The organism is Bacillus sp. FDAARGOS_235 (assembly GCF_002073415.2).
Lineage (GTDB): Bacteria > Bacillota > Bacilli > Bacillales > Bacillaceae_G > Bacillus_A > Bacillus_A toyonensis.
In genome coordinates this window covers 3,603,167-3,628,135 of record NZ_CP020437.2, presented here as the reverse complement: position 1 = coordinate 3,628,135, position 24,969 = coordinate 3,603,167, and the positions used below count along the sequence as shown (strand labels likewise).

General features: G+C 36.9%; 26 protein-coding genes and 1 other annotated feature. Of the genes, 12 read left to right on the top strand and 14 right to left on the bottom strand.

Annotated elements, in window-relative coordinates; genetic code table 11:
• Nucleotides 1–14 precede the first annotated feature (14 nt).
• The 4 genes from A6J74_RS20800 to A6J74_RS20785 all read left to right on the top strand — a co-directional run bounded on the left by A6J74_RS20800 (nt 15) and on the right by A6J74_RS20785 (nt 3,165).
• Nucleotides 15–1,109 (top strand): spore germination protein, encoded by a 1,095-nt coding sequence (locus A6J74_RS20800; protein ID WP_000049091.1) that lies wholly within the window; start codon nt 15–17, stop codon nt 1,107–1,109.
• Nucleotides 1,085–2,164 carry a spore germination protein GerHC gene (gene gerHC, locus A6J74_RS20795; RefSeq protein ID WP_000411379.1) on the top strand — a complete coding sequence of 360 codons (1,080 nt, stop codon included), beginning with the start codon at nt 1,085–1,087 and terminating at the stop codon, nt 2,162–2,164. Before A6J74_RS20800 ends, gerHC begins: the two co-directional genes overlap by 25 nt.
• A gap of 90 nt (nt 2,165–2,254) precedes the next feature.
• Nucleotides 2,255–2,440: a hypothetical protein gene (locus A6J74_RS20790; RefSeq protein ID WP_000038783.1), complete on the top strand. Its 186-nt coding sequence runs from the start codon at nt 2,255–2,257 to the stop codon at nt 2,438–2,440.
• A gap of 302 nt (nt 2,441–2,742) precedes the next feature.
• The gene (locus A6J74_RS20785; RefSeq protein WP_000180546.1) at nt 2,743–3,165 is read left to right on the top strand and encodes a pyrophosphohydrolase domain-containing protein; all 423 of its coding nucleotides are present in this window, start codon (nt 2,743–2,745) and stop codon (nt 3,163–3,165) included.
• Between the two features lie 44 nt (nt 3,166–3,209).
• Here A6J74_RS20785 and A6J74_RS20780 read toward each other — a convergent pair whose 3' ends face one another.
• Entirely contained in the window at nt 3,210–4,193 is a 984-nt protein-coding gene (locus A6J74_RS20780) for a hypothetical protein (protein WP_080609577.1), read from the bottom strand.
• 160 nt (nt 4,194–4,353) lie between these two features.
• Between A6J74_RS20780 and A6J74_RS20775 the strand changes: the two genes are divergently transcribed.
• A complete protein-coding gene (locus A6J74_RS20775) occupies nt 4,354–4,782 on the top strand; it encodes a GNAT family N-acetyltransferase (RefSeq protein WP_001246766.1) in 429 nt (142 codons plus the stop codon).
• A gap of 25 nt (nt 4,783–4,807) precedes the next feature.
• On the opposite strand, the gene leuS is transcribed toward A6J74_RS20775, so the two are convergent.
• From leuS to A6J74_RS20720, 11 genes are all read right to left on the bottom strand, one after another.
• A complete protein-coding gene (gene leuS, locus A6J74_RS20770) occupies nt 4,808–7,216 on the bottom strand; it encodes a leucine--tRNA ligase (protein WP_000009469.1) in 2,409 nt (802 codons plus the stop codon).
• 65 nt (nt 7,217–7,281) lie between these two features.
• Nucleotides 7,282–7,500: a binding site (T-box leader), on the bottom strand.
• 51 nt (nt 7,501–7,551) lie between these two features.
• The gene (locus A6J74_RS20765) at nt 7,552–8,745 is read right to left on the bottom strand and encodes an MDR family MFS transporter (protein WP_001137541.1); all 1,194 of its coding nucleotides are present in this window, start codon (nt 8,743–8,745) and stop codon (nt 7,552–7,554) included.
• 240 nt (nt 8,746–8,985) lie between these two features.
• Nucleotides 8,986–10,209 (bottom strand): cation:proton antiporter, encoded by a 1,224-nt coding sequence (locus A6J74_RS20760; RefSeq protein WP_000380436.1) that lies wholly within the window; start codon nt 10,207–10,209, stop codon nt 8,986–8,988.
• Between the two features lie 3 nt (nt 10,210–10,212).
• Nucleotides 10,213–10,710, bottom strand: coding sequence for a cation:proton antiporter regulatory subunit (locus A6J74_RS20755; protein WP_001026058.1), 498 nt, complete (start codon nt 10,708–10,710; stop codon nt 10,213–10,215).
• 34 nt (nt 10,711–10,744) lie between these two features.
• Nucleotides 10,745–11,311 (bottom strand): tyrosine-type recombinase/integrase, encoded by a 567-nt coding sequence (locus tag A6J74_RS20750; protein ID WP_000454203.1) that lies wholly within the window; start codon nt 11,309–11,311, stop codon nt 10,745–10,747.
• A gap of 112 nt (nt 11,312–11,423) precedes the next feature.
• On the bottom strand, nt 11,424–11,612 hold the full coding sequence (locus A6J74_RS20745; protein ID WP_001168330.1) for a hypothetical protein: 189 nt from the start codon (nt 11,610–11,612) through the stop codon (nt 11,424–11,426).
• Between the two features lie 156 nt (nt 11,613–11,768).
• Nucleotides 11,769–13,628: an FtsX-like permease family protein gene (locus A6J74_RS20740; protein ID WP_000897747.1), complete on the bottom strand. Its 1,860-nt coding sequence runs from the start codon at nt 13,626–13,628 to the stop codon at nt 11,769–11,771.
• A gap of 16 nt (nt 13,629–13,644) precedes the next feature.
• The gene (locus A6J74_RS20735; RefSeq protein ID WP_000165849.1) at nt 13,645–14,406 is read right to left on the bottom strand and encodes an ABC transporter ATP-binding protein; all 762 of its coding nucleotides are present in this window, start codon (nt 14,404–14,406) and stop codon (nt 13,645–13,647) included.
• Between the two features lie 257 nt (nt 14,407–14,663).
• Entirely contained in the window at nt 14,664–15,686 is a 1,023-nt protein-coding gene (locus A6J74_RS20730) for a DUF418 domain-containing protein (RefSeq protein ID WP_000527728.1), read from the bottom strand.
• Between the two features lie 136 nt (nt 15,687–15,822).
• On the bottom strand, nt 15,823–15,972 hold the full coding sequence (locus A6J74_RS20725) for a hypothetical protein (RefSeq protein ID WP_001129345.1): 150 nt from the start codon (nt 15,970–15,972) through the stop codon (nt 15,823–15,825).
• A gap of 15 nt (nt 15,973–15,987) precedes the next feature.
• Complete coding sequence (locus A6J74_RS20720; protein WP_000840865.1) at nt 15,988–16,251, bottom strand: YtzC family protein; 264 nt, start codon at nt 16,249–16,251, stop codon at nt 15,988–15,990.
• A 115-nt stretch (nt 16,252–16,366) separates the two neighbouring features.
• Between A6J74_RS20720 and mnmL the strand changes: the two genes are divergently transcribed.
• The 4 genes from mnmL to A6J74_RS20695 all read left to right on the top strand — a co-directional run bounded on the left by mnmL (nt 16,367) and on the right by A6J74_RS20695 (nt 20,276).
• The gene (gene mnmL, locus A6J74_RS20715; protein WP_000868008.1) at nt 16,367–17,326 is read left to right on the top strand and encodes a tRNA modification radical SAM protein MnmL/YtqA; all 960 of its coding nucleotides are present in this window, start codon (nt 16,367–16,369) and stop codon (nt 17,324–17,326) included.
• Nucleotides 17,323–17,895 carry a tRNA 5-(aminomethyl)-2-thiouridylate-methyltransferase MnmM gene (gene mnmM / locus A6J74_RS20710; protein ID WP_000764465.1) on the top strand — a complete coding sequence of 191 codons (573 nt, stop codon included), beginning with the start codon at nt 17,323–17,325 and terminating at the stop codon, nt 17,893–17,895. The genes mnmL and mnmM overlap by 4 nt, the downstream gene beginning before the upstream one ends.
• A 249-nt stretch (nt 17,896–18,144) precedes the next feature.
• A complete protein-coding gene (locus tag A6J74_RS20705) occupies nt 18,145–18,819 on the top strand; it encodes an aspartate/glutamate racemase family protein (RefSeq protein ID WP_000579296.1) in 675 nt (224 codons plus the stop codon).
• Nucleotides 18,820–18,974: 155 nt separating this feature from the next.
• The gene (locus A6J74_RS20695; protein WP_000867831.1) at nt 18,975–20,276 is read left to right on the top strand and encodes a PepSY-associated TM helix domain-containing protein; all 1,302 of its coding nucleotides are present in this window, start codon (nt 18,975–18,977) and stop codon (nt 20,274–20,276) included.
• Between the two features lie 37 nt (nt 20,277–20,313).
• Here A6J74_RS20695 and A6J74_RS20690 read toward each other — a convergent pair whose 3' ends face one another.
• Nucleotides 20,314–21,378, bottom strand: a complete 1,065-nt coding sequence (locus A6J74_RS20690) for a tetraprenyl-beta-curcumene synthase family protein (RefSeq protein WP_001102465.1) — start codon at nt 21,376–21,378, stop codon at nt 20,314–20,316.
• A gap of 37 nt (nt 21,379–21,415) precedes the next feature.
• The gene (locus A6J74_RS20685; RefSeq protein WP_000267437.1) at nt 21,416–22,219 is read right to left on the bottom strand and encodes an alpha/beta hydrolase; all 804 of its coding nucleotides are present in this window, start codon (nt 22,217–22,219) and stop codon (nt 21,416–21,418) included.
• A gap of 74 nt (nt 22,220–22,293) precedes the next feature.
• On the opposite strand from A6J74_RS20685, the gene A6J74_RS20680 reads away from it, so the two are divergent.
• The 3 genes from A6J74_RS20680 (at nt 22,294) to A6J74_RS20670 (ending at nt 24,706) form a co-directional block, all read left to right on the top strand.
• Nucleotides 22,294–22,806, top strand: coding sequence for a gamma carbonic anhydrase (locus A6J74_RS20680; protein ID WP_000640192.1), 513 nt, complete (start codon nt 22,294–22,296; stop codon nt 22,804–22,806).
• A gap of 211 nt (nt 22,807–23,017) precedes the next feature.
• Complete coding sequence (locus A6J74_RS20675; RefSeq protein ID WP_000868586.1) at nt 23,018–23,551, top strand: phosphatase PAP2 family protein; 534 nt, start codon at nt 23,018–23,020, stop codon at nt 23,549–23,551.
• A 12-nt stretch (nt 23,552–23,563) separates the two neighbouring features.
• Entirely contained in the window at nt 23,564–24,706 is a 1,143-nt protein-coding gene (locus tag A6J74_RS20670) for a glycosyltransferase family 4 protein (RefSeq protein WP_001261593.1), read from the top strand.
• Nucleotides 24,707–24,969: the final 263 nt, after the last annotated feature.

The following is a 24,969-nucleotide window of genomic DNA, read 5'->3' as shown; positions in this document are numbered from 1 at the left end:
AATGAGGTGCATTGATGAGTAAAGTTCAAGAAAAATATCAAATATCTCCTGTCTTTGTTTTCTTCTTAATTCACAGTGCACAGTTTGGTGCCGGAGTTCTCGGGTTCGCTCGAATTATTGCAAAAGCTGCTGGATACGACGGCTGGATGGGAGTTTTAATCACAGGGTTTTGTATCCATATTCTTATATGGATGATGTACGTCTTATTAAAAGAAACAAACGGTAATTTAATTGATTTACATCGGCAAACATTTGGAAAATGGCTTGGGGACTGTATTAATATCATCTTTGCTGCTTATTTTTTAATCGTCAGTATTTCCGTCATTCGAACATACGTTGAAATTATTCAAGTGTGGATGTTTCCTACCGCTTCAACTTGGATGTTAACACTTTTTTTATGCTTAGTTAGCTACTACATTATTTCTTCTGGCTTTCGTGTCATTACTGGTATTTGTGTTATATCTGTTGGTGGTACATTGGGATATTTATTGCTTAGCCTATTTGTTTTGAAATACTCACATTGGGATAATCTACTTCCTATATTCACACATTCTTTTTCAGATATTTTAAAAGCCTCTCAACTGTCCATCTACAGTATGACCGGTTTTGAGATTTACCTCATGGTTTATCCATTTGTGAAAAAACCTATGCAATCTCATAAATACGCTCAATACGGGGCACTATTTTCAAATCTTCTATATTTATTTAGTACCCTTTTAGCCTTTGCATTTTTTAGTGAAAAACAATTGTTAAAAACGATATGGTCGCAACTTTCTATGACCCAAGTAATCCAATTACCATTTATAGAAAGACTAGAATATATTGCAATTTCAGCTTATGCACTCGTTATTGTCACTAGTTTCATCCTCCCCTTATGGGCTGCAGTGAGAGGAACTCACGAAATATTTCGCGTAAAACAAAGAGGTGTTTTAATCGCTTTCATCCTTATCACCCTCATTGTTTCACAACTTTTAACAAACAGACACGATATTAATAACTTTATTAGTAATGCATCAAAAGTTAGTTTTTGGCTCATTTATGTATACATCCCAATTCTATTTATTATTGTGTGGGTGAAAAGAAAATGGAAAAAATCAAAAGCAAATTAATACTTATTTCTTGTATAACATTCTTCAGTTTAACTGGATGTTTACAAAAAAATATTATCGATGATGTACAACTTATTCAAGGAAGCGTTTTTGATGTAGCAAAAGATAATAAAATAAAAGTGACATTCGTTTGTCCCATTCAGAAAAAAGGAAATAAAGTTCAAGTTTTTGAAGGCAGCGCAAATGCGGTAAAACAAGTAAAAGCAGACACATCTTTAGAGTCTTCTCAACCGTTTGCTAGCGGACAAATGCGTGTCGCTCTATATACGATAAGACTTGCAAAAAAAGGAATGTCTACTTCATTCGATACATTACTTCGAGATGTGAATATAGGAAACGCTTTATATGTTGCTTTATTAGAGGGGAATGGTACCGAACTTTTAAAAGGCAAATATACAACTTCATATAACGTTGCAATTTATATAAAAAAGTTGCTAGAACATAATATGGAGACCGGTCCTTTACCAACGGATAATCTGCATGTAGGAGCATTCCGTTATTATCAAGAAGGGCAAGACTACTATATTCCAATTTTAAAGAAACATGGTGATAAAATAAAAATCACCGGAATTGGTCTTTTTAAAAAAGATAAATATATCGGTAAAATTGCGCAAAAAGATATGTTCATATTTAAAGGACTGTTAGAAAAACATAAATTAGATTCACATGAATTTAAAACAGATTCTGCGTACGTAATGATTAATAATATTCGTTCTGTTCCAACTTACGATATAAAGATTAAAAACGGAAAGCCTTCTTTTTTCATTCACGTTCATCTTGATGCACGTATTCAAGAATTATCAAAACAAATTAACTTAGAAAATAACAAGAACACAAAAAACATTGAAAAAAATGTACAAAAACAATTGGACGTACAGGCTGCCAAATTAATTAAGCAGTTCAAATCTTTAGGCGTCGATCCCCTCGGGCTAGGAGCAAAATATAAACACCATTATCGCCCCTTCAAATTAGAAGAGTGGAGACAAATGTACAAAGATGTTCCGATTCATATAAAATACACCGTAAACATTACAAATTCTGGTGTAATTGAATGAGAAATGATTGAACTCCTCTCTCCGGCATGATACAACGGATAGAGGAGTTTTTATTTTAGATAGAGAGAGAAGATATTTATGGGGGAGCTTATGTCTAAAAAATTAGTAAAGCCTATTTTAAACGGTATTTTATTTCTCGGCGTCTTTTTATTTGCTCATACATACTTAAAAAATGTTTCCTTCACACGTTATTTACTTGTCGTTATACCGATGTTACTCGTTGGTATGTTCGGCATCGACCTTATTTTATCCATTTTAATAAAAAAAGAAGAATAACGAGCGAGGATGTCTCATAAGTCGAGATTTTTGACTAGATGACATCCTTTTTATTTTCTATTTTGGAATCAGCGCTACAGTACATGAATTTATATCAACGATTTTTCAAATATATCTACCATAACTCAAAATATATCAACGATTCGACACAAAATATCGATTTACCTACAAAAATTGACAATAGTAACAACCCATACTAAGAAGAGAATGTTTCAATATATTTTTAGAACATCCTTTTTTTATTTAATAATCACCTTATGTTACAATGAAATTCGGCACAAAGTGAGAAAGGATGAAACAACATGACAAACGAAAAAGGTTTAGATAAAGGGTACGAGCTTGTTGCAAAAATGCATGAAGATTTCGGACATCCTGTAACAAATACTCCAACAAAACTAACAGAAGAGCGCGCAAAAATCCGTGCAAGTTTTATGCAAGAAGAGCTAGAAGAATTTCTAGAAGCAACTACTGTTGAAGATCAATACGATGCACTTATTGACCTTATTTACTTTGCATTCGGAACGTTTGCAGAAATGGGCGTACGTCCAGATAAAGGATTCGAGATTGTAAACAACGCAAACATGGCAAAACTATTCCCTGATGGGAAACCTCGATTCCGTGAAGGCGACGGCAAAATTTTAAAACCAGAAGGCTGGCAAGCACCAGAACCACAACTTCGTGCTGAAATTGAACGTCAGCGCCAAGAAGCTGAAAAAAACTGCTAGGATTTCCTAGCAGTTTTTTATTATGTCTTTTTTTCTGCAGCTCATTAATGACCCACGTGCCCCGCGTGTCCTGCTGCTCCACTAATACTAGCTGCTCCTGCTGCTGCCCCTGCTCCTCCTGCTCCAATTCCCCCTGTCCAAGGAGACGATTGTTGCTGTTGTTGATATTGCTGATATTGTTGTTGGCCTTGATGATGCTGTTGGCCTTGGTGATGATGTTGACCTTGGTGATGGTGTTGACCTTGATGATGCTGTTGACCTTGATGATGCTGTTGACCTTGATGATGCTGTTGACCTTGATGATGCTGTTGACCTTGGTGGTGGTGTTGACCTTGGTGATGATGTTGGCCTTGGTGTCCATGATGTTGGCCTTGGTGGTGATGTCCATGGTGACCATGTTGGCCTTGATGACCGTGTTGGCCTTGGTGAGTTTGATAAAGAACAGCTTGCGGATGAATGTGGTGGTGACCTTGGTGATGTACTTGTTGTTGGTGATGACCTTGATGGCTGTGTTGACCTTGATGGTGGTGATGACCTTGATGGCCGTGTTGACCTTGATGGTGGTGATGACCTTGATGGCCATGTTGACCTTGATGGTGGTGATGACCTTGATGGCCGTGTTGACCTTGATGGTGGTGATGACCGTGATGGCCATGTTGACCTTGATGGTGGTGATGACCGTGTATGACTTGCGGATACCCACCTACTCCTCCTGCTACAACACCTACTCCTGGTACAGGGAATCCTGTCTGTCCCCCTCCAACGAAAGAAGGAAATGTAGTTGGTACTCCTACTGGAATTCCAGTTTGTGCGCCAGCTACTGATGTCGGAAATCCTCCCGTTAACGTTGGAATTCCAGTTTGCATGCCTGCTACTGATGTTGGAAATCCTCCATGTGCTCCACCCATCCAGCTCGGAATTCCACCGTATCCTTGTTGCCCTGCTCCTCCCATTAACATCATTTGTTCATAACTATCCGATCCACCTCCGAAGAAGCCATGCGGTGCATTATTGTCCATCCCTTTCATTCCTTTCACCCCTTGTTTTCAATTTAACCTACCTTTTGTATCATATTTCCTAGTTAAAAATAGGTGTTTGTCTGCATAAGAATTCCTAACCTTTTTCCTCATTCGTGATAGAATCAATTGACTGATTATTCTTTCACCACTTTAAAAGGAGGCATTTCTATTGAGAAACGTTACAAAAGCTTCAAACGACGATTTAGATTCAATCTTACATATAGATATTGATGTAATCGGAGACGATAGTAGACGAAATTATATTAAACACGCTATTGATGAGGAGAAATGCATCATTGTAAAAGAAGACAATTCTATTTTAGGTTTTCTGACGTATGATACGAACTTCTTTAGCTACACGTTCCTCTCATTAATCATTGTTTCGCCAACAAAAAGAAGACAAGGCCATGCAAGCTCATTAATCTCCTATATGTTAAGTAATTCTCCTACGCAAAAAATTTTTTCTTCAACGAACGAATCGAATGCAAATATGCAAAAAGTTTTTAAAGCGAATGGATTTATGCGTAGTGGAATAATTGAAAACTTAGATGAAGGTGATCCAGAAATTATTTTCTATATAAAAAAGCTCAGAGCATAAAGGCTCTGAGCTTTTCTTTCATTCATTAGTTTGCAACAACGTTAACAAGTTTGCCAGGAACGACAATTACTTTACGAACTGTTTTTCCTTCGATTTGTTCTTTAATTGCTTCAAGTGCAAGTTGTTCCATTTCTTCTTTTGATGCGTCTTTACTCATTGTTAATTTTGCGCGAACTTTGCCCATAATTTGAACAACGATTTCAACTTCATCTTCTACAAGTTTAGACTCATCAAATGTTGGCCAGCTTGCATATGTGATTGTTTCATTGTAACCAAGCTTGCTCCAAAGTTCTTCCCCGATATGAGGTGCAACTGGTGCAATCATTTTTACGAAACCTTCTACATATTCTTTCGGAAGTGTATTAGCTTTGTATGCATCGTTGATGAATACCATCATTTGAGAAATCGCTGTGTTGAAGCGAAGCTCTGCATAGTCTTCTGTTACTTTCTTCACTGTTTGATGGTAAGCTTTTTCAAGCTCTTTATTTGGTGCATCAGTAATTTTCTCACTTAATTCACCGTTATCTTGAACGAATAGGCGCCATACGCGGTCTAGGAAACGACGAGCTCCGTCAAGACCATTTTCAGACCAAGCGATTGAAGCATCTAATGGTCCCATGAACATTTCGTATAGACGAAGTGTATCTGCACCATGGCTCGCTACGATATCATCAGGGTTTACAACGTTACCTTTTGATTTACTCATTTTCTCGTTGTTTTCACCTAGAATCATACCTTGGTTGAATAATTGTTGGAACGGCTCTTTCGTTGGAACTACACCGATATCATATAATACTTTATGCCAGAAACGAGCATATAGTAAGTGAAGTACAGCGTGCTCTGCACCGCCGATATAAATATCAACTGGAAGCCATTGTTTTACTTTTTCAGGATCTACAAGTGCTTCGTTATTATTTGGATCCATGTAGCGTAAGTAGTACCAACAGCTACCAGCCCATTGTGGCATTGTGTTCGTTTCACGACGACCTTTTTTACCAGTTTCAGGATCAACAACATTTACCCACTCGTCAATGTTAGCAAGTGGTGATTCACCTGTACCTGAAGGACGGATGTTTTCTGTTTTCGGAAGAACTAATGGTAATTCTTCTTCTTTCACAGCTGTCATTGTGCCATCTTCCCAGTGGATTACTGGAATTGGCTCACCCCAATAACGTTGACGGCTAAATAACCAGTCACGTAGACGGTACGTTACTTTTTGATTTCCTGCGCTCGTCACTTCAAGCCATTCAATCATTTTTGCGATTGCTTCTTCTTTATTTAAACCATCAAGGAATGCTGAGTTTACGTGTGCACCATCACCTGTGTATGCTTCTTTCGTAATGTCTCCGCCTTTTACAACTTCCTTCATTGGAAGATTGAACGTTGATGCGAATTCATAGTCACGCTCATCGTGAGCTGGAACCGCCATTACAGCACCTGTTCCGTAAGTTGCAAGAACGTAATCAGCGATCCAGATTGGTAATTTCTCACCGTTTACTGGGTTAACTGCGTAAGCACCAGTGAATACACCAGTTTTCTCTTTCGCAAGTTCTGTACGCTCTAAATCACTCTTCATTTTTACAGAATTAATGTAAGCTTCTACAGCTTCTTTTTGCTCAGCAGTTGTAATGTCAGCAACAAGTGCATGCTCTGGAGCAAGTACACAGTAGCTTGCACCGAATAGTGTATCAGGACGCGTTGTGAAAACTGTGAATTTTTCATCTGTACCGTCGATGTTAAAGTGTACTTCTGCACCTTCAGAACGACCAATCCAGTTACGTTGCATATCTTTTAAGCTTTCTGGCCAATCAAGCTCATCTAGATCTTCTAATAGACGATCTCCGTAAGCTGTAATTTTTAACATCCACTGTCTCATCGGACGACGCTCAACCGGATGCCCACCGCGCTCACTCTTACCATCAATGATTTCTTCGTTTGCAAGTACTGTACCAAGCGCTGGACACCAGTTTACAGGTACTTCATCAACGTAAGCTAAGCCTTTTTCAAATAGTTTTAAGAAGATCCATTGTGTCCACTTGTAGTAGTTTGGATCCGTTGTATTTACTTCACGATCCCAATCATAAGAGAAGCCTAATGCTTTAATTTGATTACGGAACGTATTAATATTAAGCTCTGTAAATTCTGCCGGGCTATTTCCAGTATCAAGTGCATATTGCTCTGCTGGAAGACCGAATGCATCCCATCCCATTGGATGAAGAACGTTATATCCTTGCATACGCTTCATACGAGATAAAATATCTGTCGCTGTATAACCTTCTGGATGTCCTACGTGTAAGCCTGCACCTGATGGATATGGAAACATATCTAGTGCATAAAATTTTGGTTTTTCTGTCTCATCTGGCGTACGGAATGTTTTATTCTCTTCCCAATATCCTTGCCACTTCTTCTCAATTTCTTGATGATTAAAGCTCATGAGATACCCTCCTTGAAATTCTATTTATTTTCACCGCCCAAAATACAAAAAACCTCTCATCCCTAGAAAGGGACGAGAGGTTATAGATTCCCGCGGTACCACCCTAAATTAATGTAAAATATACATTCGCTTAGATCCGTAACGTGGATTAACGGCAATTGCTACTATTAGTTTCACAACTGCAACTCAAAGGCGAGTTCATAACGAAACGTGGATTGACTTGCACCGACCGTCAACTCTCTAAACCCGCTTCTATTACTACTACTCCTTTTCACTGTTATTACAAATATGAGTTAATTAAATATATTCTAAAACATGTTACATGTTCCGTCAAACTAAACTGCAATTTTTTCTTCAACTGTTTCTTCTACTTTTACTCGTTTGTCATAAATGCTCGTTGCTATAAGCGCTACTACCAGCATTACCATGATCGCGATAAACAATACTTCCATATTGTATAAATCAACAATTGCTCCGCCGACGACTGGTCCGAACATTTTCCCTACAGTCGCCGCACTATTTACGACCCCTTGATAAAATCCTAATTTATCTTTCGGCGCAAGTATATTTGCAATGGTCGGAACCGCTGGCCATACGAATAACTCACCAATCGTTAATGTTACCATCGCAACGAGGAACATCGTAAATTGCTGCGCTTGACTTAACACAATGAATGAAGCCGCAAAAATGAAAATCCCAATCATAATTTGTTGTTTTAAAGAACGCTTCATCCAGCGAATTAGCATACTAACGAGCGGCTGCGCACAAACGATCATCGCTCCGTTTATCGTCCATAATAAACTATAGTGACGAAGGCTAATATTTAATTCTTGCATATGTGTTGCAATCGCCCCTTGCCACTGTACGTATGTAACCCAGCATAAAGCATATGCTACACACACAATAAGAAGTGCTTTGAATCCCGGTGTAAGTGGCCACCCTTTTTTCGTTTCGACTTCTTTTTGTACCTCTGACCCTTTTTTGTCTTCCATACCACGGAATCCAATAAAAGCAATTAAGAAGAAAACAAAGTATAAAATAAAGTTCGCTAAGAAAATATAATCAAAACGATACGACGCAACTAAGCCACCGCACGCTGTTCCAATCGCAATACCAACGTTTTGTCCAACATACATCGCATTAAATGCTCGTCTTCCGCCCTCTGGCCAAACTGTACCAACCATCGCATACATCGATGGAAAGACCATTCCAGAACCAAAGCCAATTAATGCTAGCCATACAACATATAACGGCCAACCATGGAAGAACACAAGACCTAAAATCGATACGAGTGTAATGACAATTCCTACTAAAATTGATTTATAACCGCCCCATTTATCAAATAAAACACCGCCGAGCAAGTTTCCGATTACACCAGTAAGCGAGTTGATCATTAATACCATTCCAGCCACTGATAAAGATTTCCCTAGATGATCATGCAAATAAATTGTATTAAAAGGCCATAAAAAAGAAGCACCCGTGACATTAATAATCATCCCAGCTACTAATAGCCATACTTTCCTTGGCATATTCTCCCCTCCTATTCTATTTTTTTTCGTTCATATATAACAGTAAAATTGTAGTCGTTTTTAAATAGGAAGGCAACTGATTAATAGTTGATGAAATTCAGATAACGGTATGTTGGTAAATGAAATTATATTGATTGCCACTTAAAAATATATCGACTTACCGACAAAAAAGGACATCAGTAACAATATATAAGAAAGGGGAGGCTACATGAAGTTCATGCAGTCTCCCCTTTTTTATAACTATCCAACTTCTTTTTCTCGCTTCGCACGTTCTTTAGCACTCCATTTAAATATCTTATCTAATAGAGAGTATATTCTCCCAGACTCTTTCGTTAATAACGGACCTAACGATGCTAATATTAAAACGTACAGTGCAGAGAACGGTTTAATCGCTGCCATTAAGCCACCCGCAATACCGATATTGGCTACAATAATGGAGAACTCTCCGCGTGATACAAGCGTTAATCCGATATTCGTAGATGCCTTATGTGATAACCCTGCTTTACGTCCCGCAGCCATTCCAGCGATAAAATTACCGATGAGAGTAATGAAAACTGCTCCTAAGGCCAACCACACGGCTCCTCCAAGAGAAAATGGATCTATACTTAAACCGAAACTGAAAAAGAATATAGCTCCAAAGAAATCACGAAACGGAACGACAAGATGCTCGATTCGATCACTATGCTCTGTTTCAGAAAAGACAAGCCCTAATAATAACGCTCCAATCGCCTCAGCAACATGAATCGTTTCTGAAAAACCAGCCACAAAGAATAAAATAGCGAATATTACGATAATAAAAATTTCGTTAGACGAAATATCTAATACTTTATTTAGGAACGGCGTAGCTTTTCGAGCGATTATAAAGAACAATAACATATAGCCTACTGCGATTAAAACAGATGTAAGAGCACCTATAAATGACGTTGCACCTCCGAGTACTAACCCTGAAACAACTGACAAATATACAGCTAAAAAGATATCATCAAACATAATGATTCCTAAAATTAGCTCCGTCTCTTTATTACCAGATCGCCTTAAATCAACAATTACTTTTGCGACAATTGCACTCGAGGAAATTGTTATGATTCCGGCAATAATTAATGTTTCTAATAAGGGGAAACCCATTATATATCCGTAAAGCAAACCTAATATAAAATTAAGCGATATATGAACAGTTCCCCCAAAAGCAATCGACTTTCCTGATTTAATTAATTTTTTTATTGAGAATTCTAAGCCTAAATAGAATAGGAGGAATATGACGCCAACACGGCCGAGGAAGGAAATTACTTCTCCGCTTTCAATAAACCTTAAATCGATAAGCCCTAAATCTGGGGCATGAGGCCCCACTAGCATACCAAGTATAATGAGAAACGGAATAATCGAAAACTTTAACTTTGCAGCGAGAATTGTTGCAAAAGCTACTAATACTAACGCAGTTCCAACTTCAAAGACTAAAGTATCCATCGATTATGAGTCACCTCCCGCTGAAAGCAACTCATTAATAATTCTCTTCACTTCATGTCTTTCACCCGATAATACGAGCATATCACCAGCCTCAATGATAGAATCTGGACCTGGATTGAAAAATTTCTTCATATTCTTTTTCAAAATAGCAATGATTGTTACGTTATATGTTTTTCGAACATGTAAACTACCAATTGTCTTTTGTACGACTGGTGCGTTATTTTCTATTTTAAACCACTCAATTGATAATCCTTCAAAAGCCATCTCAATCGTGTCTAACGCTTGTGGCCTATAGACCATTCCACCTAATATAGCTGCAATTTGTCTCGCTTCAGAATCGCGAAGAGAAATACTTGAAATACTCTCATCATGATCCACATCAAAATGATACATTTCTCTTCTTCCATCATCATGAATAACGATAACCATTTTTTCATTACCTTTCGTAATTACTTCAAACTTACAACCAATACCCGGAAGTTCACTTTCTCTAATATTCATATTTTCCGCCTCCTAAAATTTTTAGTTACGGCTTTTACAAATCTACATCGATCTCCGTTTTAAACTTTTCATCTTTTGAAATACCTAAATATTTGAGCGTTTCTGATGGCGTTGCGTGATGGAAATGTTTTTGCAGTAGCGCAATCGCTATTCCTCTTTTGTACGCGTGAAACCCAAATGTTTTTCTCATTGAATTCGTTCCAATCTTCCCAACAATTCCAACTGCTTCCGCAGCATTATGAATCACCCGATAAGCTTGTTGACGCGTAATTGAATTTGTCGTTTTATTAGATTGAAATACGTAGTTTTCTCTTTGAGCATCAAAAGATTGTACGTACGCTAAAAGCGCTTCCTTTACTTTTGTATTTAAATAAATATCTTGTTTAAATTTTTCATCTTTCACAGGAAGAGAATAAAACTCTTTAGCAGTTCCATCTTCATTTAATACATCTTCAAACTTCATACTAAGGAGCTCAGTAATTTTTAAACCCGTGTTAATTCCAATAACGAATAAAAGATAATCTCGCTGGGAATGCTCTTTCAAATATTTTTTCATAGCCTCAATTTGGCTTATATCTTTTAATGCCTCTACAACTTCCATACATGTATTCTCCTCATCTTATGAACGGTAATTTTCTCATCATGTTGTCCATTTTACCTTATCATGCTATGGGAATTCCATGTATTATCCATTTCCTTTTAAATTTTTTACGCTATACAATTGAAGCGATATACTTTAATGCACCTAAAAATTCTGGATATTTATGATTTGGAAACTTACTATTGTAAAAATACGTTGCGGTTAGAAAAATAACGAGGAATAAAGATGAAAATAGTAAAACTTCTTTGGACCTTAGCGCTATACTTATAACTTCAAATAAAGATCCATCTTCTTTCTGCAAGTTGGATTCCTCCTTTCATTTCCTGCTACTTTATATGTTTAGTTTATGTTACTTAATTATATTTTATAACATAATTAAGTAACATATCAATGTTTTTCGTTATTTTTTCTGAAAATAACGAAAATACCGAGCGCCCTACGCTCGGTATTTTTGTTATTAGTCCTCTTTCGGAAGAACAATTCCTTTATACAATTGAACTGTAATGAAGTAATAAATCGCATAAATAACTACGAAAATTACAATTGGTACCCAAATACGGAAGTACGGATCAAGTAAAATAAATCCGAAAATATTCATACCAACTAATACGTGAGCAATACCGACAATTGCCGGGAATAAGAATACTAAGAATAACTCTTTATAAATAGATTTTGTTAATAATTCACGGCGCACCCCGATTTTACGAAGCATTTGATAACGCGTAATATCTTTTGATGCACCAGACAGAATTTTAAACATTAAGCAACTTGCCATCATCGCTAAGAAAGCAATGCCAAGGAAGAAGCCCATAAACACTGTTCCACTCGCAAAACCGTAGAACATGTCGTAAGCTTGATATTTACTGTTCATTCTTTCAGCCGTTACATTTTTATATTTATCTAGCTGCAACTCGTCAAGTTTTTTCCATTCTTTTGTATATGTTAAGAAATCATCTACTTTTCCGATAAATGCTATACCTTCTTTACCATTTATCCCATCGTACATTTTTTGGTCTACAATTTTAATCGCATGATCTTCGTATATATAATATGGATGGATTGTACTAAAAGCATCAACCCATTCTTTTGGAAGTTCTTTAGCGTTCGCATCTGTTTCATTCATGTCTCTAGAAACTGCACCTACTGGTAGTTCCTCTGAAGCTTTCTTCGTATTCACTAAATCTTTCATCGATTTCATGTTTGCCATATCTTTTACTAAAGGACGATTTTTCTCTAAATCCTCTTTTATATAGTAAACGTATTTATCATCTACTTTGTAACGATATTCGTTTTTCTCTTTAAATGTAATACCGTCTAAAATTTTCTTTTCTTCAGCTGTTGGGTTATGAACTACTGAATCATATATTACTAAACCATCTACCATTTTTATAACATTATTTTTAAACGCCATACCACCTGAAATTGCACCCGCTCCAAGAGCAACTAACATTGCTACTGTCGCAAGCACTTTCGTTAAACTATTAATACGGAAGTTTAATTGTGCAAAAGTAAAAGCGTTAAGCCCTTTTTCGCTTCGTTTTTTATTACTTTTTAACTTTTTAATAATAACAGGAAGAAGCGATCCAAATAGCATGTAAGTACCAGCTGTTGTTGTAATTAATGCAATAATGATTCCCATTTCTCTTAGTTTTTCCATATAAATCATTGATGCATAGCCAATACCTAATAAAATAACCGCAAGGAATGCAACTAAACCTGTCATTTTCCCTTTTACCGCAACACGTTCTGTTTGTGCATCTGCATGTACAAGTTGTAATACAGAAATACGAGATAATTTAATACTATTCATAATTGCTGATAATACAAATAGTGCAAAGAAGAAGATGCAAGTAACAGTCATAGATGGTAAATAAAATGCTTTATAGCCTTCACCAGCAAATTCTAATTGTTTCATTAATAACTGTCCGATACCTTCTGCAAGTCCTACACCAACTATAATACCAATCGCAAGAGACGCAGCACCTAATACGATTGTTTCAATAAACATAAGTAATGTAACTTTATGTTTTTTTGCTCCTAACATCATATACATACCAAACTCTTTTTGACGAAGAGATAGTAAGAAAGAGTTCGCATACAAAATATAGAAGAACGTTATAATAGCTAGTAAAAATGAACCTGCTTGGAATACAAATCCAATTTGACCAATAGTAGAATTTTCCTTAAGGAAGGCCTCGTTTAACGCTAACGTTTGGAACATATAAAAAATTGAAATCGACATGACAAGACCAACCAGTAAGACGATATAATCTTTCAGCTTACTTTTTAGTCCTGACATGGAAAGTTTGAATAACATGCCAAAGTCTCCTTTCCTACGCTTTTTGTGTGCCTAAGTCTGCAAGCACATCTAAAATTTCTTTATAAAACTCTTCACGTGTACCACCACGGTGAATTTCTTTATATAGCTCACCATCTTGAATGAATAAAATACGCTGACAGTAACTTGCACTATACGGATCATGTGTAACCATCATAATAGATACACCTTGATCTTCATTTAAGTTTGTCATCGCATCAAGTAAACTCGCTGCATTTTTAGAATCAAGCGCTCCTGTTGGCTCGTCCCCTAAAATAATTGCTGGCTCATGTACTAAAGCGCGCGCTGCTGCCGAACGTTGCTTTTGTCCACCAGATACTTCAGATGGATACTTTTGAAGTATTTCTGTGATTCCTAACATATCTGCTACTTTTTCTACTTTCGGTCCAATGTTACGTGATGAAACACCTTGAAGTGAAAGTGGAAGTGCAATGTTTTCGTAAATAGATAAGTTCTCTAATAAGTTAAAGTCTTGGAAGATGAATCCTAACTTTTGTGAACGGAAATCTGAAAGCTCACCTTGCTTCATTTTTGTAATATCCGTACCCGCAATTTCAACAACGCCGCCTGTTGCTTTATCTAACGTTGAAATTACATTTAATAATGTCGTTTTACCAGAACCAGATGGTCCCATAATTCCTACAAACTCACCCTCTTGAATTGAGAATGATACACCTTTTAACGCGTGTGATTGGTTCTCACCTTTTTTACCGTACACTTTTTGAACGTTTTTCACGTCTACAACTGGTTTCGTCATATATATCCTCCTATGCTTGTTTTTCCATTACCTATTTTGCGCTTTTTGGAGGGGAACTGCTATTTGTTAACATTACATTTACCTTACACTTTTGTAATATAAAAAGGCTGAGCATGTAAGGTTGACTTTTTTCCTTTAAATACAAATTCGTTCACTTTTTGAAATGGTACATCCGTAAATGAAATTATATTGACTTACCGACAAAAGCTGAAAATAAAAGTAGGCTGTTCCACAAAAGGAACAGCCTACTTCTCTCTTTATTTCTTTAAAGGTGTTACCGTCCAGTACGTAATAACACGCCAAATCCATTCTAGTGGACCCATCTTAAAGATTTTCATCCAAATCACACTAAACACAATTTGAATTGCGTAAATTGCAATACATACATATAACGTCTGCATGTACGTTAAGTTTCCCGCAAAGTTAAATGCACTTCCTGCAATTAAAATCATTGCAGTTTGTCCGATATAATTTGTTAACGCCATACGACCATAGTATTTGAGTGGTGCTAACAATGTTTGAACTGTTTTTAATTGAAGTAATAAAATTAATGCTCCCACATAGAAAGCTGAAATGACTGGTCCAACTGTAACACCAATTTTTAAAAATCGGCCTGCAGCATCCATTGTTCCGTCCTCATTCATAAGTATCATATTTACAAATGGCTCAGCAGGTACGTGCCCGTATTGATACCATACAGCTACGACACTTAAAACAAACATAATACCTGTAAAAATAGCGACTTTCTTTATGTTTTGCGTGAGATTTTCAAATACACGATATTGGCCTGCAGCAAGACCTAATAAAATTAAGCCGAGTGGTAATAGTTCTTTAATCCCCATTACACTAAAAGCAATTGTTAAAATAAGGCCAATAACTAAGTTCACTTGTTTTTTCGCTTTATAAAATGGTAAAACGATTAACCCGCAAATTGCATATAACGTTAATGCCTCTCCTGGCTGAAACATGTAATGAATCAAACCGAAAATAAATAGTGCAACTACTCGGCGTAGAAATAGAACATATCCATTCTTCCCTTTCGCAATTGCTCTCGTTATAAAGATATAGAATCCTACTCCAAATAAGAATGAGAAGATTGAGAAGAAACGACTTTCTACAAATAAGTATAGAAACCTTTGATAACTTGCATCCACTGTATTAGGGTCTGGAATTTTAATATTAAGTAGTGCAAGAATATTTACTAAAATAATCCCCAGTAGTGCGAAACCACGAATGTAATCTAACTCATCAATTCGTTTGTTTGTAATATTGTTCCCCATAAAGCAACTCCTTGTATAAAATTTAATCCTTCCTTACTCTACTGGAAAAGGACAATCGTAACTATCGGTTAACCTTACAGGAATCTTACATTATTGTAATATAATAAAATAAAACCAGGTCATATTGCGACCTGGTCTACTCTGATTGCTTCGATCTTTGAGGTTGTCCTTTTTTACTGTTGCGCTGTTTCACTTGCACAACTGGATCAAGCTCATTCGAAAACTCAGCGTTATGTCCATTTTGTGTTTTTTGCTCTGGGTTATTTTGATCTGAACGTTTCGCCATTACATTCACTCCTTATTAGTGCGGTGTAATAATCATTTGATGTTGCAATTGGCGAATTGCCATACGTGCTCTATTTAACTGCTCACGTTGCTCATCATTCGCATGTTGTTGCATCGTTTGTAAATCGTTATATGCTTGTTCTAATTGTAACTGTGCATCTGAATACTCCATCGTATTGTAATGCTCTTGTCTCATACCAAGATCTAATTGCTCTTTCGCATATTCCACCGCTTGTTCCGCCTGTGTAATATACGATTCAAGTGATTGACGCTCTGCCATAATTGTCCCTCCTTGCTTCAATTCCCCTTTAGTGTGTCCCTTCCATCTGAACCTTATGAGTATGTTATAATGGATTTTATTTGTTTCATTTTGACTCGTCTTAGGAGGGAAAGTAATGAAGGTTCAAAACCCTTTTCCATATACAAACGACAATAAACGTTATCATACATGGAATTACCATTTACGAAATGAATTTGGTGAAAAAATCTTTAAAGTTTCATTAGATGCTGGCTTCGATTGCCCGAACCGTGACGGTACAGTTGCTTATGGTGGCTGTACATTTTGCAGTGCCGCTGGATCTGGTGACTTCGCTGGCGATCGCCGCGATGATGTTATAACGCAATATCATGAAATGAAAGAAAAAATGCACGCAAAGTGGAAAGACGGAAAATGTATCGCTTATTTCCAGGCGTACACAAATACACATGCTCCACTTGAAGTGTTAAAAGAAAAATTTGAACCGCTTCTAGCAGAAAAAGACGTTGTCGGTCTTTCTATCGCAACTCGTCCAGATTGTTTACCGGACGATGTCGTTGCATATTTAGCGGACTTAAATAAACGCACTTATCTTTGGGTTGAGCTTGGACTACAAACTGTCCATGAACGTACTGCCAATCTTATTAACCGCGCCCACGATTATCCGTCTTACGTTGCAGGTGTAAATAAATTACGTAAGCACGGCATTAGAGTTTGCTCTCATATTATTAATGGTCTTCCACTTGAAGATTACGACATGATGATGGAAACAGCTCGTGAAGTAGCGAAGCTTGACGTACAAGGAATTAAAATTCATTTGCTTCATTTATTAAAAGGAACGCCAATGGTGAAGCAATATGAAAAAGGACAATTGGAGTTTCTTTCTCTTGAAGATTACGTAAGTCTCGTTGTTGACCAACTTGAAATGATTCCAGAAGACGTAATTGTGCACCGTATCACAGGTGACGGTCCACCTGATTTAATGATTGGCCCAATGTGGAGCTTAAATAAATGGGAAGTATTAAATTCCATCGATGCAGAATTTGTACGCCGCGGAAGCTGGCAAGGAAAATATGCAAATGAGGAGAAACAAAAATGAAATTAGAACGTGTATTACCGTTTGCTCGCTCGCTGCTGCAAACGGCTGTTAAAGAAGGCGATTACGCTGTAGATGCAACACTTGGAAATGGTCATGATGCTTGCTTCCTAGCTGAAATTGTTGGAGATAACGGAAAAGTATTTGGATTTGATATTCAAAAAGAAGCAATTGAAAGTTCTACTATCCGTCTAAAAGAAAAAAAACTTTTCGAACGTACTGTTTTAGTTCACGATAGTCACGATACACTTGTATCCGTATTACCAGAAGATGCAAAAGGAAAAGTAACAGGCGCAATCTTCAACTTAGGTTACCTTCCAGGCGGAGACAAACATATCGTTACAAAGCCGAACTCAACAATCTCGGCGATCGAACAATTATTAGAAATAATGGCACCTGAAGGTATCATCGTCCTTGTCATTTACCACGGACATCCAGAAGGACAAGTAGAACGCGACGCTGTACTTAAATTTGCAGAAGAACTCGACCAAAAACAAGCTCACGTTTTGCGATACGGCTTCATTAACCAGCAAAATAACCCGCCATTTATTGTGGCGATTGAGAAGCGATAAAGTGAAACTTTAATCAGTGGGGGCATTAACGGGGTAATTATATCAACGATTTTTCAATTATATCTATCATAACTCGGGATATATCAACGATTTTTTCGATATATCTATCATAACTTACAATATATCAACGATTTCTTGGATATATCGATTATTCGACAAAACATAACAAAAAAAGACGTGCACTCACTGCACGTCTTTTTGTTATTCTCCTATATAATGGATATATACAATGTTAAAGGAGACGAAAAAATGATTGGAATACTAGCAGGAATGGGGCCAAAATCAACTGGGCCATTCGTCGATACAGTTGTAGCAGAGTGCCAAACAATATACGGAGCAAAACATGATATAGACTTTCCTCATATGATGATTTATTCTTGCCCAACACCGTTTTACATGGATCGTCCTATCGATCACGAAGCGATGAAAAAAGCGATTATTGAAGGAGCACAAAAACTCGAAAGTGCTGGTGTAGACTTTATTGCTATACCTTGCAATACAGCGCATCTTTATTTTGAAGAATTACAGCATTCTCTTTCTATTCCAATTTTGAATATAGTCGATGAGACGTTACGAGCAATTCCTGAAACTGTAAAAAGAGTCGCTCTTCTCGCAACAGAAGCGACTGTTCAAGCTGGAATTTACCAAGACGGGATTGCAAAACGTAATATAGAATACCTCCATAATGAAAAATGGCAGGAGATGATTAATCAAATTATTACTTGTATTAAAAGCGGAGAAATTGAAGAAGCCCGCAAATTATGGAGCGCGCTCGTTTTACAATTAAAAGATGAAATAGATACTGCTATTATCGCATGTACTGATTTGAATGTTGTGGCGAGTGAGGATTTTGTGGATTCTGCTCAATGTCTTGCTGAGGCGGTTGTTTGGATGTATCTATCAAATACTAAAAGATCTTCATAAACATAGAAAACAGCCCTTTTAAAATGTGTTTTTTGTTTGCTAAAAACCCCCAAAACTTTTAACTTTCTTCACAATTCTTTCAAAGTATCCACACTTAATCTCGCTATATTAAATAAGTAGTTATTCATATAGGGAAGGTTAGGGGAACTGAAAGTATGAAAGTAAATCGTTCGCTTCATTACATTTTTTGGCGTTGGCATTTTTATGCTGGTCTTTTTATTACGCCACTTCTTATTACTTTGTCACTGAGCGGAATTGGGTATTTATTTCGGGAAGAGGTTGAGGATTTCATCTATAAAGATTTGTATTTTGGGAAGAGCGCCCAAACAGAGTCTATTTCGATGTCTGATTCTATTTCCTTAACAGAGAAAAAATATCCACATTATAGCGTGGCGAAAATTAGTGAGTTTAATGGGGATTATAATACGAGGCTTACTATTGCGAATGAATATACTGGGCAACAAAAATATGTGTATTTAGACAGCAATAATCAAATTGTTGGGGATCAAAATGCAAGTGAAACGTTTGCCAATATCATGAGGGAATTACATAGTTCTCTTTTAGTTGGTGGCACTGTCGTCAACTATACTGTAGAACTTGCGGCATGCTGGACAATCTTTTTAATCGTAACCGGATTGTACATGAGTATACGCCAATTCAAAAACACACCATCATCCAATAAGCGAGAAAAAGCAAAAAGACGTCATTCTATTATCGGTATTATATTTACAATTCCTCTCTTTCTGCTAGTCGCATCTGGATTGCCGTGGTCAGGATTTATGGGCAACCAAATTTATAAAATCGCAGCGTCGAATGAATCGATCGGATATCCCAAATTGTATATGGCACCACCTGAATCGAAGGTAAAAGAATTGCCGTGGGCAACAAGAAAAGAAGCTCCGCCTGAATCGAATTCAAATGAACCGAAAGCAATTTCTGTCGATGAATTACAAAAAGAAATTGAAATAAAAAAGCCATATGTTATCTCACTACCAGCTGATCCGAAAGGTGTATTCACTGTTTCGAAATCGAGCGGTTCTGGTATTACAGGTATGCATGTTGCACCAAATGAAGAGATAACAGCTTACTTTGATCAATATAGCGGGGAACTCATTTCAAAAACGGACTATCGTGATTATGGATTACTTGCACAATGGTTCACTTACGGCATCCCGCTTCACGAAGGACATTTATTCGGATGGCCAAATAAAATATTATGCTTACTAACGACATTTTCTTTATTACTTCTCATTTATTACGGAATAAAAATGTGGTTAGCAAGAAAGCCGAAAGGAAAATTAGCAGCACCGCCAAAGCAAAGAGATAAGAAAAGCGTACTCGTTTTCTTTATCATGATGGTTATACTAGGCGCTGTCATGCCTTTATTCGGACTGTCTGTTTTAGTTATTTTTGCGATTGAACTTCTTATATATGTATTTTCAAAAATACGATTATAATGAAAAGAAAACCACTCATATAGAGTGGTTTTCTTCATCACTGCGCCATTTTCTTTCGGTACAACTTCCCGTTCCAATAGAAGAATCGTGAAGTAAGCCCTCCGTATTTTACAATGCGCCGTGCCATTTTGTGCATATTCTTTTGTGCTGATACTTTTTGATCTGATAAATAAATACCAAGTAACCCTCGGCTAATAAGACGATGAAACTTCGCATGAGGCAAATCACCAATGCTGTTCTCTGCTTCTTCTACAAAATGTTTCATGCGATCTAATATAGCTTGCTCGTTTTCGTAATAACTACAGAAATTCAAATCTCCGCCTATACGGTCTTCTTCTTGATCGATAAAATAATCAAGTAAAATATGGAGTCCTTGTACGTAAGGGAAGTACCCTTGTCTAATTTTCGCAATATCTTCATCATGTAATTCATCATGAAATGCATATGCTACAAGACAGAAGATTCCAAGCGTAGAACCGGCACATGCTGAAAATTCAAACCAGCTCATCTCGGGTAAGTTTTCTTTATGTGCTTCAAACCATGTCTTTAAACGTGGCTCTCTTTCTTCTAACTTCACGTGTTTATGAATTTGTAAATCACAATAATAACAAGCTAGTTCATGAAGAACAGGAGCAATTTTGTCATAGTGCTTCGTTTTCTTTAAAACATCTTGGCACGTTTCAACAAGTTCATCTAAATAACCACCATCATCTTGATCATCACGATAACGATAATAATTACCGCCACCTTCTACTTCAGGTGATAATGCCATTAACATGGATTCATGCAGCGCGGCAAAATCGTTCGGATCAAGTGATGTACTGCGATCACATAAATTATCTAAATAGTCGCTAATCGTTTGATACGCTACGATAAAACGAATACATTCCTCTCGGTGTTCATTTGCTAATAGCGCTAAAATGCCACCGCCCTCGCAATGAAACGTTTTATGCTCAATACTTGCGATTGCCTGACTATGAAGCTCATCATTCGGAATATGGTAGGCACGCTCTTTCCACATCGCTAGCTCATGGTGTACAACCGGAAACACATCACGGTATACTTTCGCCATGAGCGTTATGGGATTACTCGGTACGTTCACTTCTTCCTTCATCTCCTCTATTCATTGTACAAATAATTTACTTATTTGTTTCTATTATGTTATTGATACGTATTTCAGTAAATGACTGAATATAATTCAAAATTTCATCACGCTCATACTCATTTAATAATTCATGATAACAATTAGGCCATTCTTTATATGCCTTATCACTTATTTTAACATTATCAAACCATATGCGGACACGTATTTTATCTACAAGTTTATCCTCACATGCTTGCATTAGCAAGAGCGGAACATCTGGAAAATCGTTTATTTTCTTATGGGCCATTTCAATAGACTTAATTAATTCACTATACCAACGTACTGATACTTTGCGCAAGAACAATGAATCATTCTCCATCGCATCTCTCACTTCATGATTACGTGTCGACATTTCCACTGTAAGATTCGTTGCAAATTGCAATTTTGGTGCAACAACATTTAATATTTTTGAAGCCGCTCGAAGCGGAGCAGCAGGTGCAGCTAATACGCCTAAACATGGCGAACTTAAAATGATACCATCTATATCTTCTCTCTTCGTTTCTTGCATCATACGAATCACGATAAGACCGCCCATACTATGACCGAATAGAAAAATAGGTACCCGGTATTTTCTAGCTTCTTTCACCCATAATTTAACTTCTTCTATGTATTCATCAAATGAATCAATATGTCCTCTATTTCTCGAAGTCGTTCCATGTGACGGAAGGTCTCCCATCACGACGTGGTAGCCGATATGATTCCACATTTCCGCGACCGCTTCGTAGCGTCCGTGATATTCCATTGCGCCGTGTACAATAACGACTACAGCTTTCGCTTCCTCCGCTTCATAATTCCACATACAGACCTCCTCCATTTCACTCTTTTTCATAATTTGATACACTAAAACTAGTCTCTAGGAAAGGAAGGCTTTACATGATATATCCTTATAAAGAAAAAAAACCAAAAATTTCGAGTAGTGCTTTTATCGCTGACTATGTTACGATTACAGGCGATGTTTCCATTGGTGAAGAAGCAAGTATTTGGTTTAATACAGTCATCCGAGGTGACGTATCACCGACTATAATTGGAGACCGGGTAAATGTACAAGATCAATGTACACTCCACCAAAGCCCTCAGTATCCTCTTATTTTAGAAGATGACGTTACAGTTGGACATCAAGTCATTTTACATAGCTGTCACATTAAAAAAGATGCTTTAATTGGAATGGGATCTATTATATTAGATGGTGCTGAAATTGGTGAAGGAGCCTTTATCGGTGCTGGGAGTCTCGTTTCACAAGGGAAGAAAATTCCACCAAATACGTTAGCGTTCGGTCGCCCAGCGAAAGTCATTCGTGAATTAACAGAAGAAGACCGTAAAGACATGGAACGAATTCGCACACAATACGTTGAAAAAGGTCAATACTATAAATCATTACAAAAATAATTTTCCTGCTGCCATAAGATTGGCAGCTTTTTTCATCCCGATTGGTGAAGGCTAATAATCAGTGGTGGATGAACAGAATCCCCACTGATTAAAGTTTCACTTTATAAAAACTAACTTTTTCTTTACAAAACATTATTATTCCCTCAACAAAATCTTATTAAAATAGAAGCAAATATCTCCATATATATGTAGATGAGGGAGGAGAATCTTCATGAAGGTCAGTGGATTATATAAAATAGAATGTTACATTTTCAAAGGAATTAATCGCTACTTTGATCAAAAAACATTAAATATCTTTTTCAGCAATATTACTCATATTGGTGGTGCCACTTTCTCCATTGCACTCACACTTTTCTTTTTAATTTTCGCAAAAGGGACTTTGCATCAAGCTGCAATTGCAACTGCTATTTCTTTAGCAATTAGCCATATTCCTGTGCAAATATTAAAAAGATATTATCCACGAAAACGTCCTTATTTAACAATTCAGGATGCAAAATATCCAGTCCATCCATTAAAAGACCACTCTTTCCCGTCTGGTCATACAACGGCTGTTTTCTCTGTGTTCATTCCATTTATTTGCTATAATCCAAGCTTACTTGTTTTTCTATTACCGTTAGCATTATGCGTCGGGATTTCTCGCATTTATTTAGGGCTTCACTATCCGTCAGACGTATTCGTCGGTATGTGCCTCGGCACTTGCTCTGGCATCATCTCTTTTTATCAATGCATCCCACTCTTCACGTAAAGGAGCGATATGATGAGAGTCGCCATATTTACCGATACTTTTACACCACAAATCAATGGGGTTGCGAAAACATTAGAGCGATTAACACGTTACTTTCAAAAAGAAAATATCGCCTATTCTGTTTTCGCCCCTCAGCATACCGCTGAAGATAATTTCGTAGCAAATGTGAACAAAATGAGAAGTATCCCGTTAACAATATTATATCCAGAATGCCGCTTTTCTTTTCCTACTCCGCGCATTAAACGGGAACTTCTTACCTTTAAACCTGATATGATTCACATTGCTACACCTTTCAACATGGGACTTTGTGGATTGTATTATGCAAAAAAGTTAAACATTCCAGTTGTCGGTTCTTATCATACTGATTTCGATGCCTATTTACGCTATTACAAAATCGAATTCCTCTCTAATATGCTTTGGAACTATTTAAAATGGTTTCATAGTCATATGCAAAAGAATTTTGTTCCTTCCTCTGAAACATTACATCAACTAAAAAATAAAGGGTTTCAGTCCCTCTCTATTTGGGGACGTGGTGTAGATTGCACACTCTTTCATCCAGCTTATAATACAGACCTATTCCGAAAAAAATATAATATTACAGCGAAGTATGTCCTTTCCTATGTTGGACGGATTGCTCCTGAAAAAGATATTGATACGTTGCAAGACCTTATCGTTAAATCCGCGCATACTCGAAACGACATTCATTGGCTCATCGCCGGAGATGGTCCTCTAGCAGCAAACTTATGTGAAGCTGTCTCGAAAACAAATGTCACTTTTACTGGCTATTTACAAGGTGAAGATTTAGCTGAAGCATATGCTTGTTCTAACATAATGGTATTTCCATCAGCTACTGAAACGTTTGGAAATGTCGTACTCGAATCACTTGCATGTGGTACCCCTGTCATTGGTGCAAATAGTGGCGGAGTTAAAAATATTATTACAGATGGAAAAACGGGAGTTCTTTGTCCACCAAAAGATGCGGATGCATTTCTATCATCCATTTATTCTTTATTACAAAATAAAGAAAAACTTATACAGATGGGAATAGCAGCTTCGTCTTATGCGAAATCCAAAAGCTGGGATGAGATTTTTCGTGGCTTACTTAATCAATATGCAGAAGTCCTTCAGCACGCCACATCAGAATTACTCGCTTAAACACAAAAACTCCCTTCAAAAAAATGAAGGGAGTTTATTACACGAACACAAATTTTAGTTTAATAAATGATACATAAGGTTAAATATCACTTTATTTCTATATACATTATAACAAAAATAAACATAACTAAACATACTTGTAATAAAAACCCATAAAAATTAATATATGGTTATACAGTGTTTTTACTGTATAGTGATTTTAAGAATTCCCCTTAAAATCAGCTTACTCACATACCTTTATACAGCAATTGTTCCCCAATTCT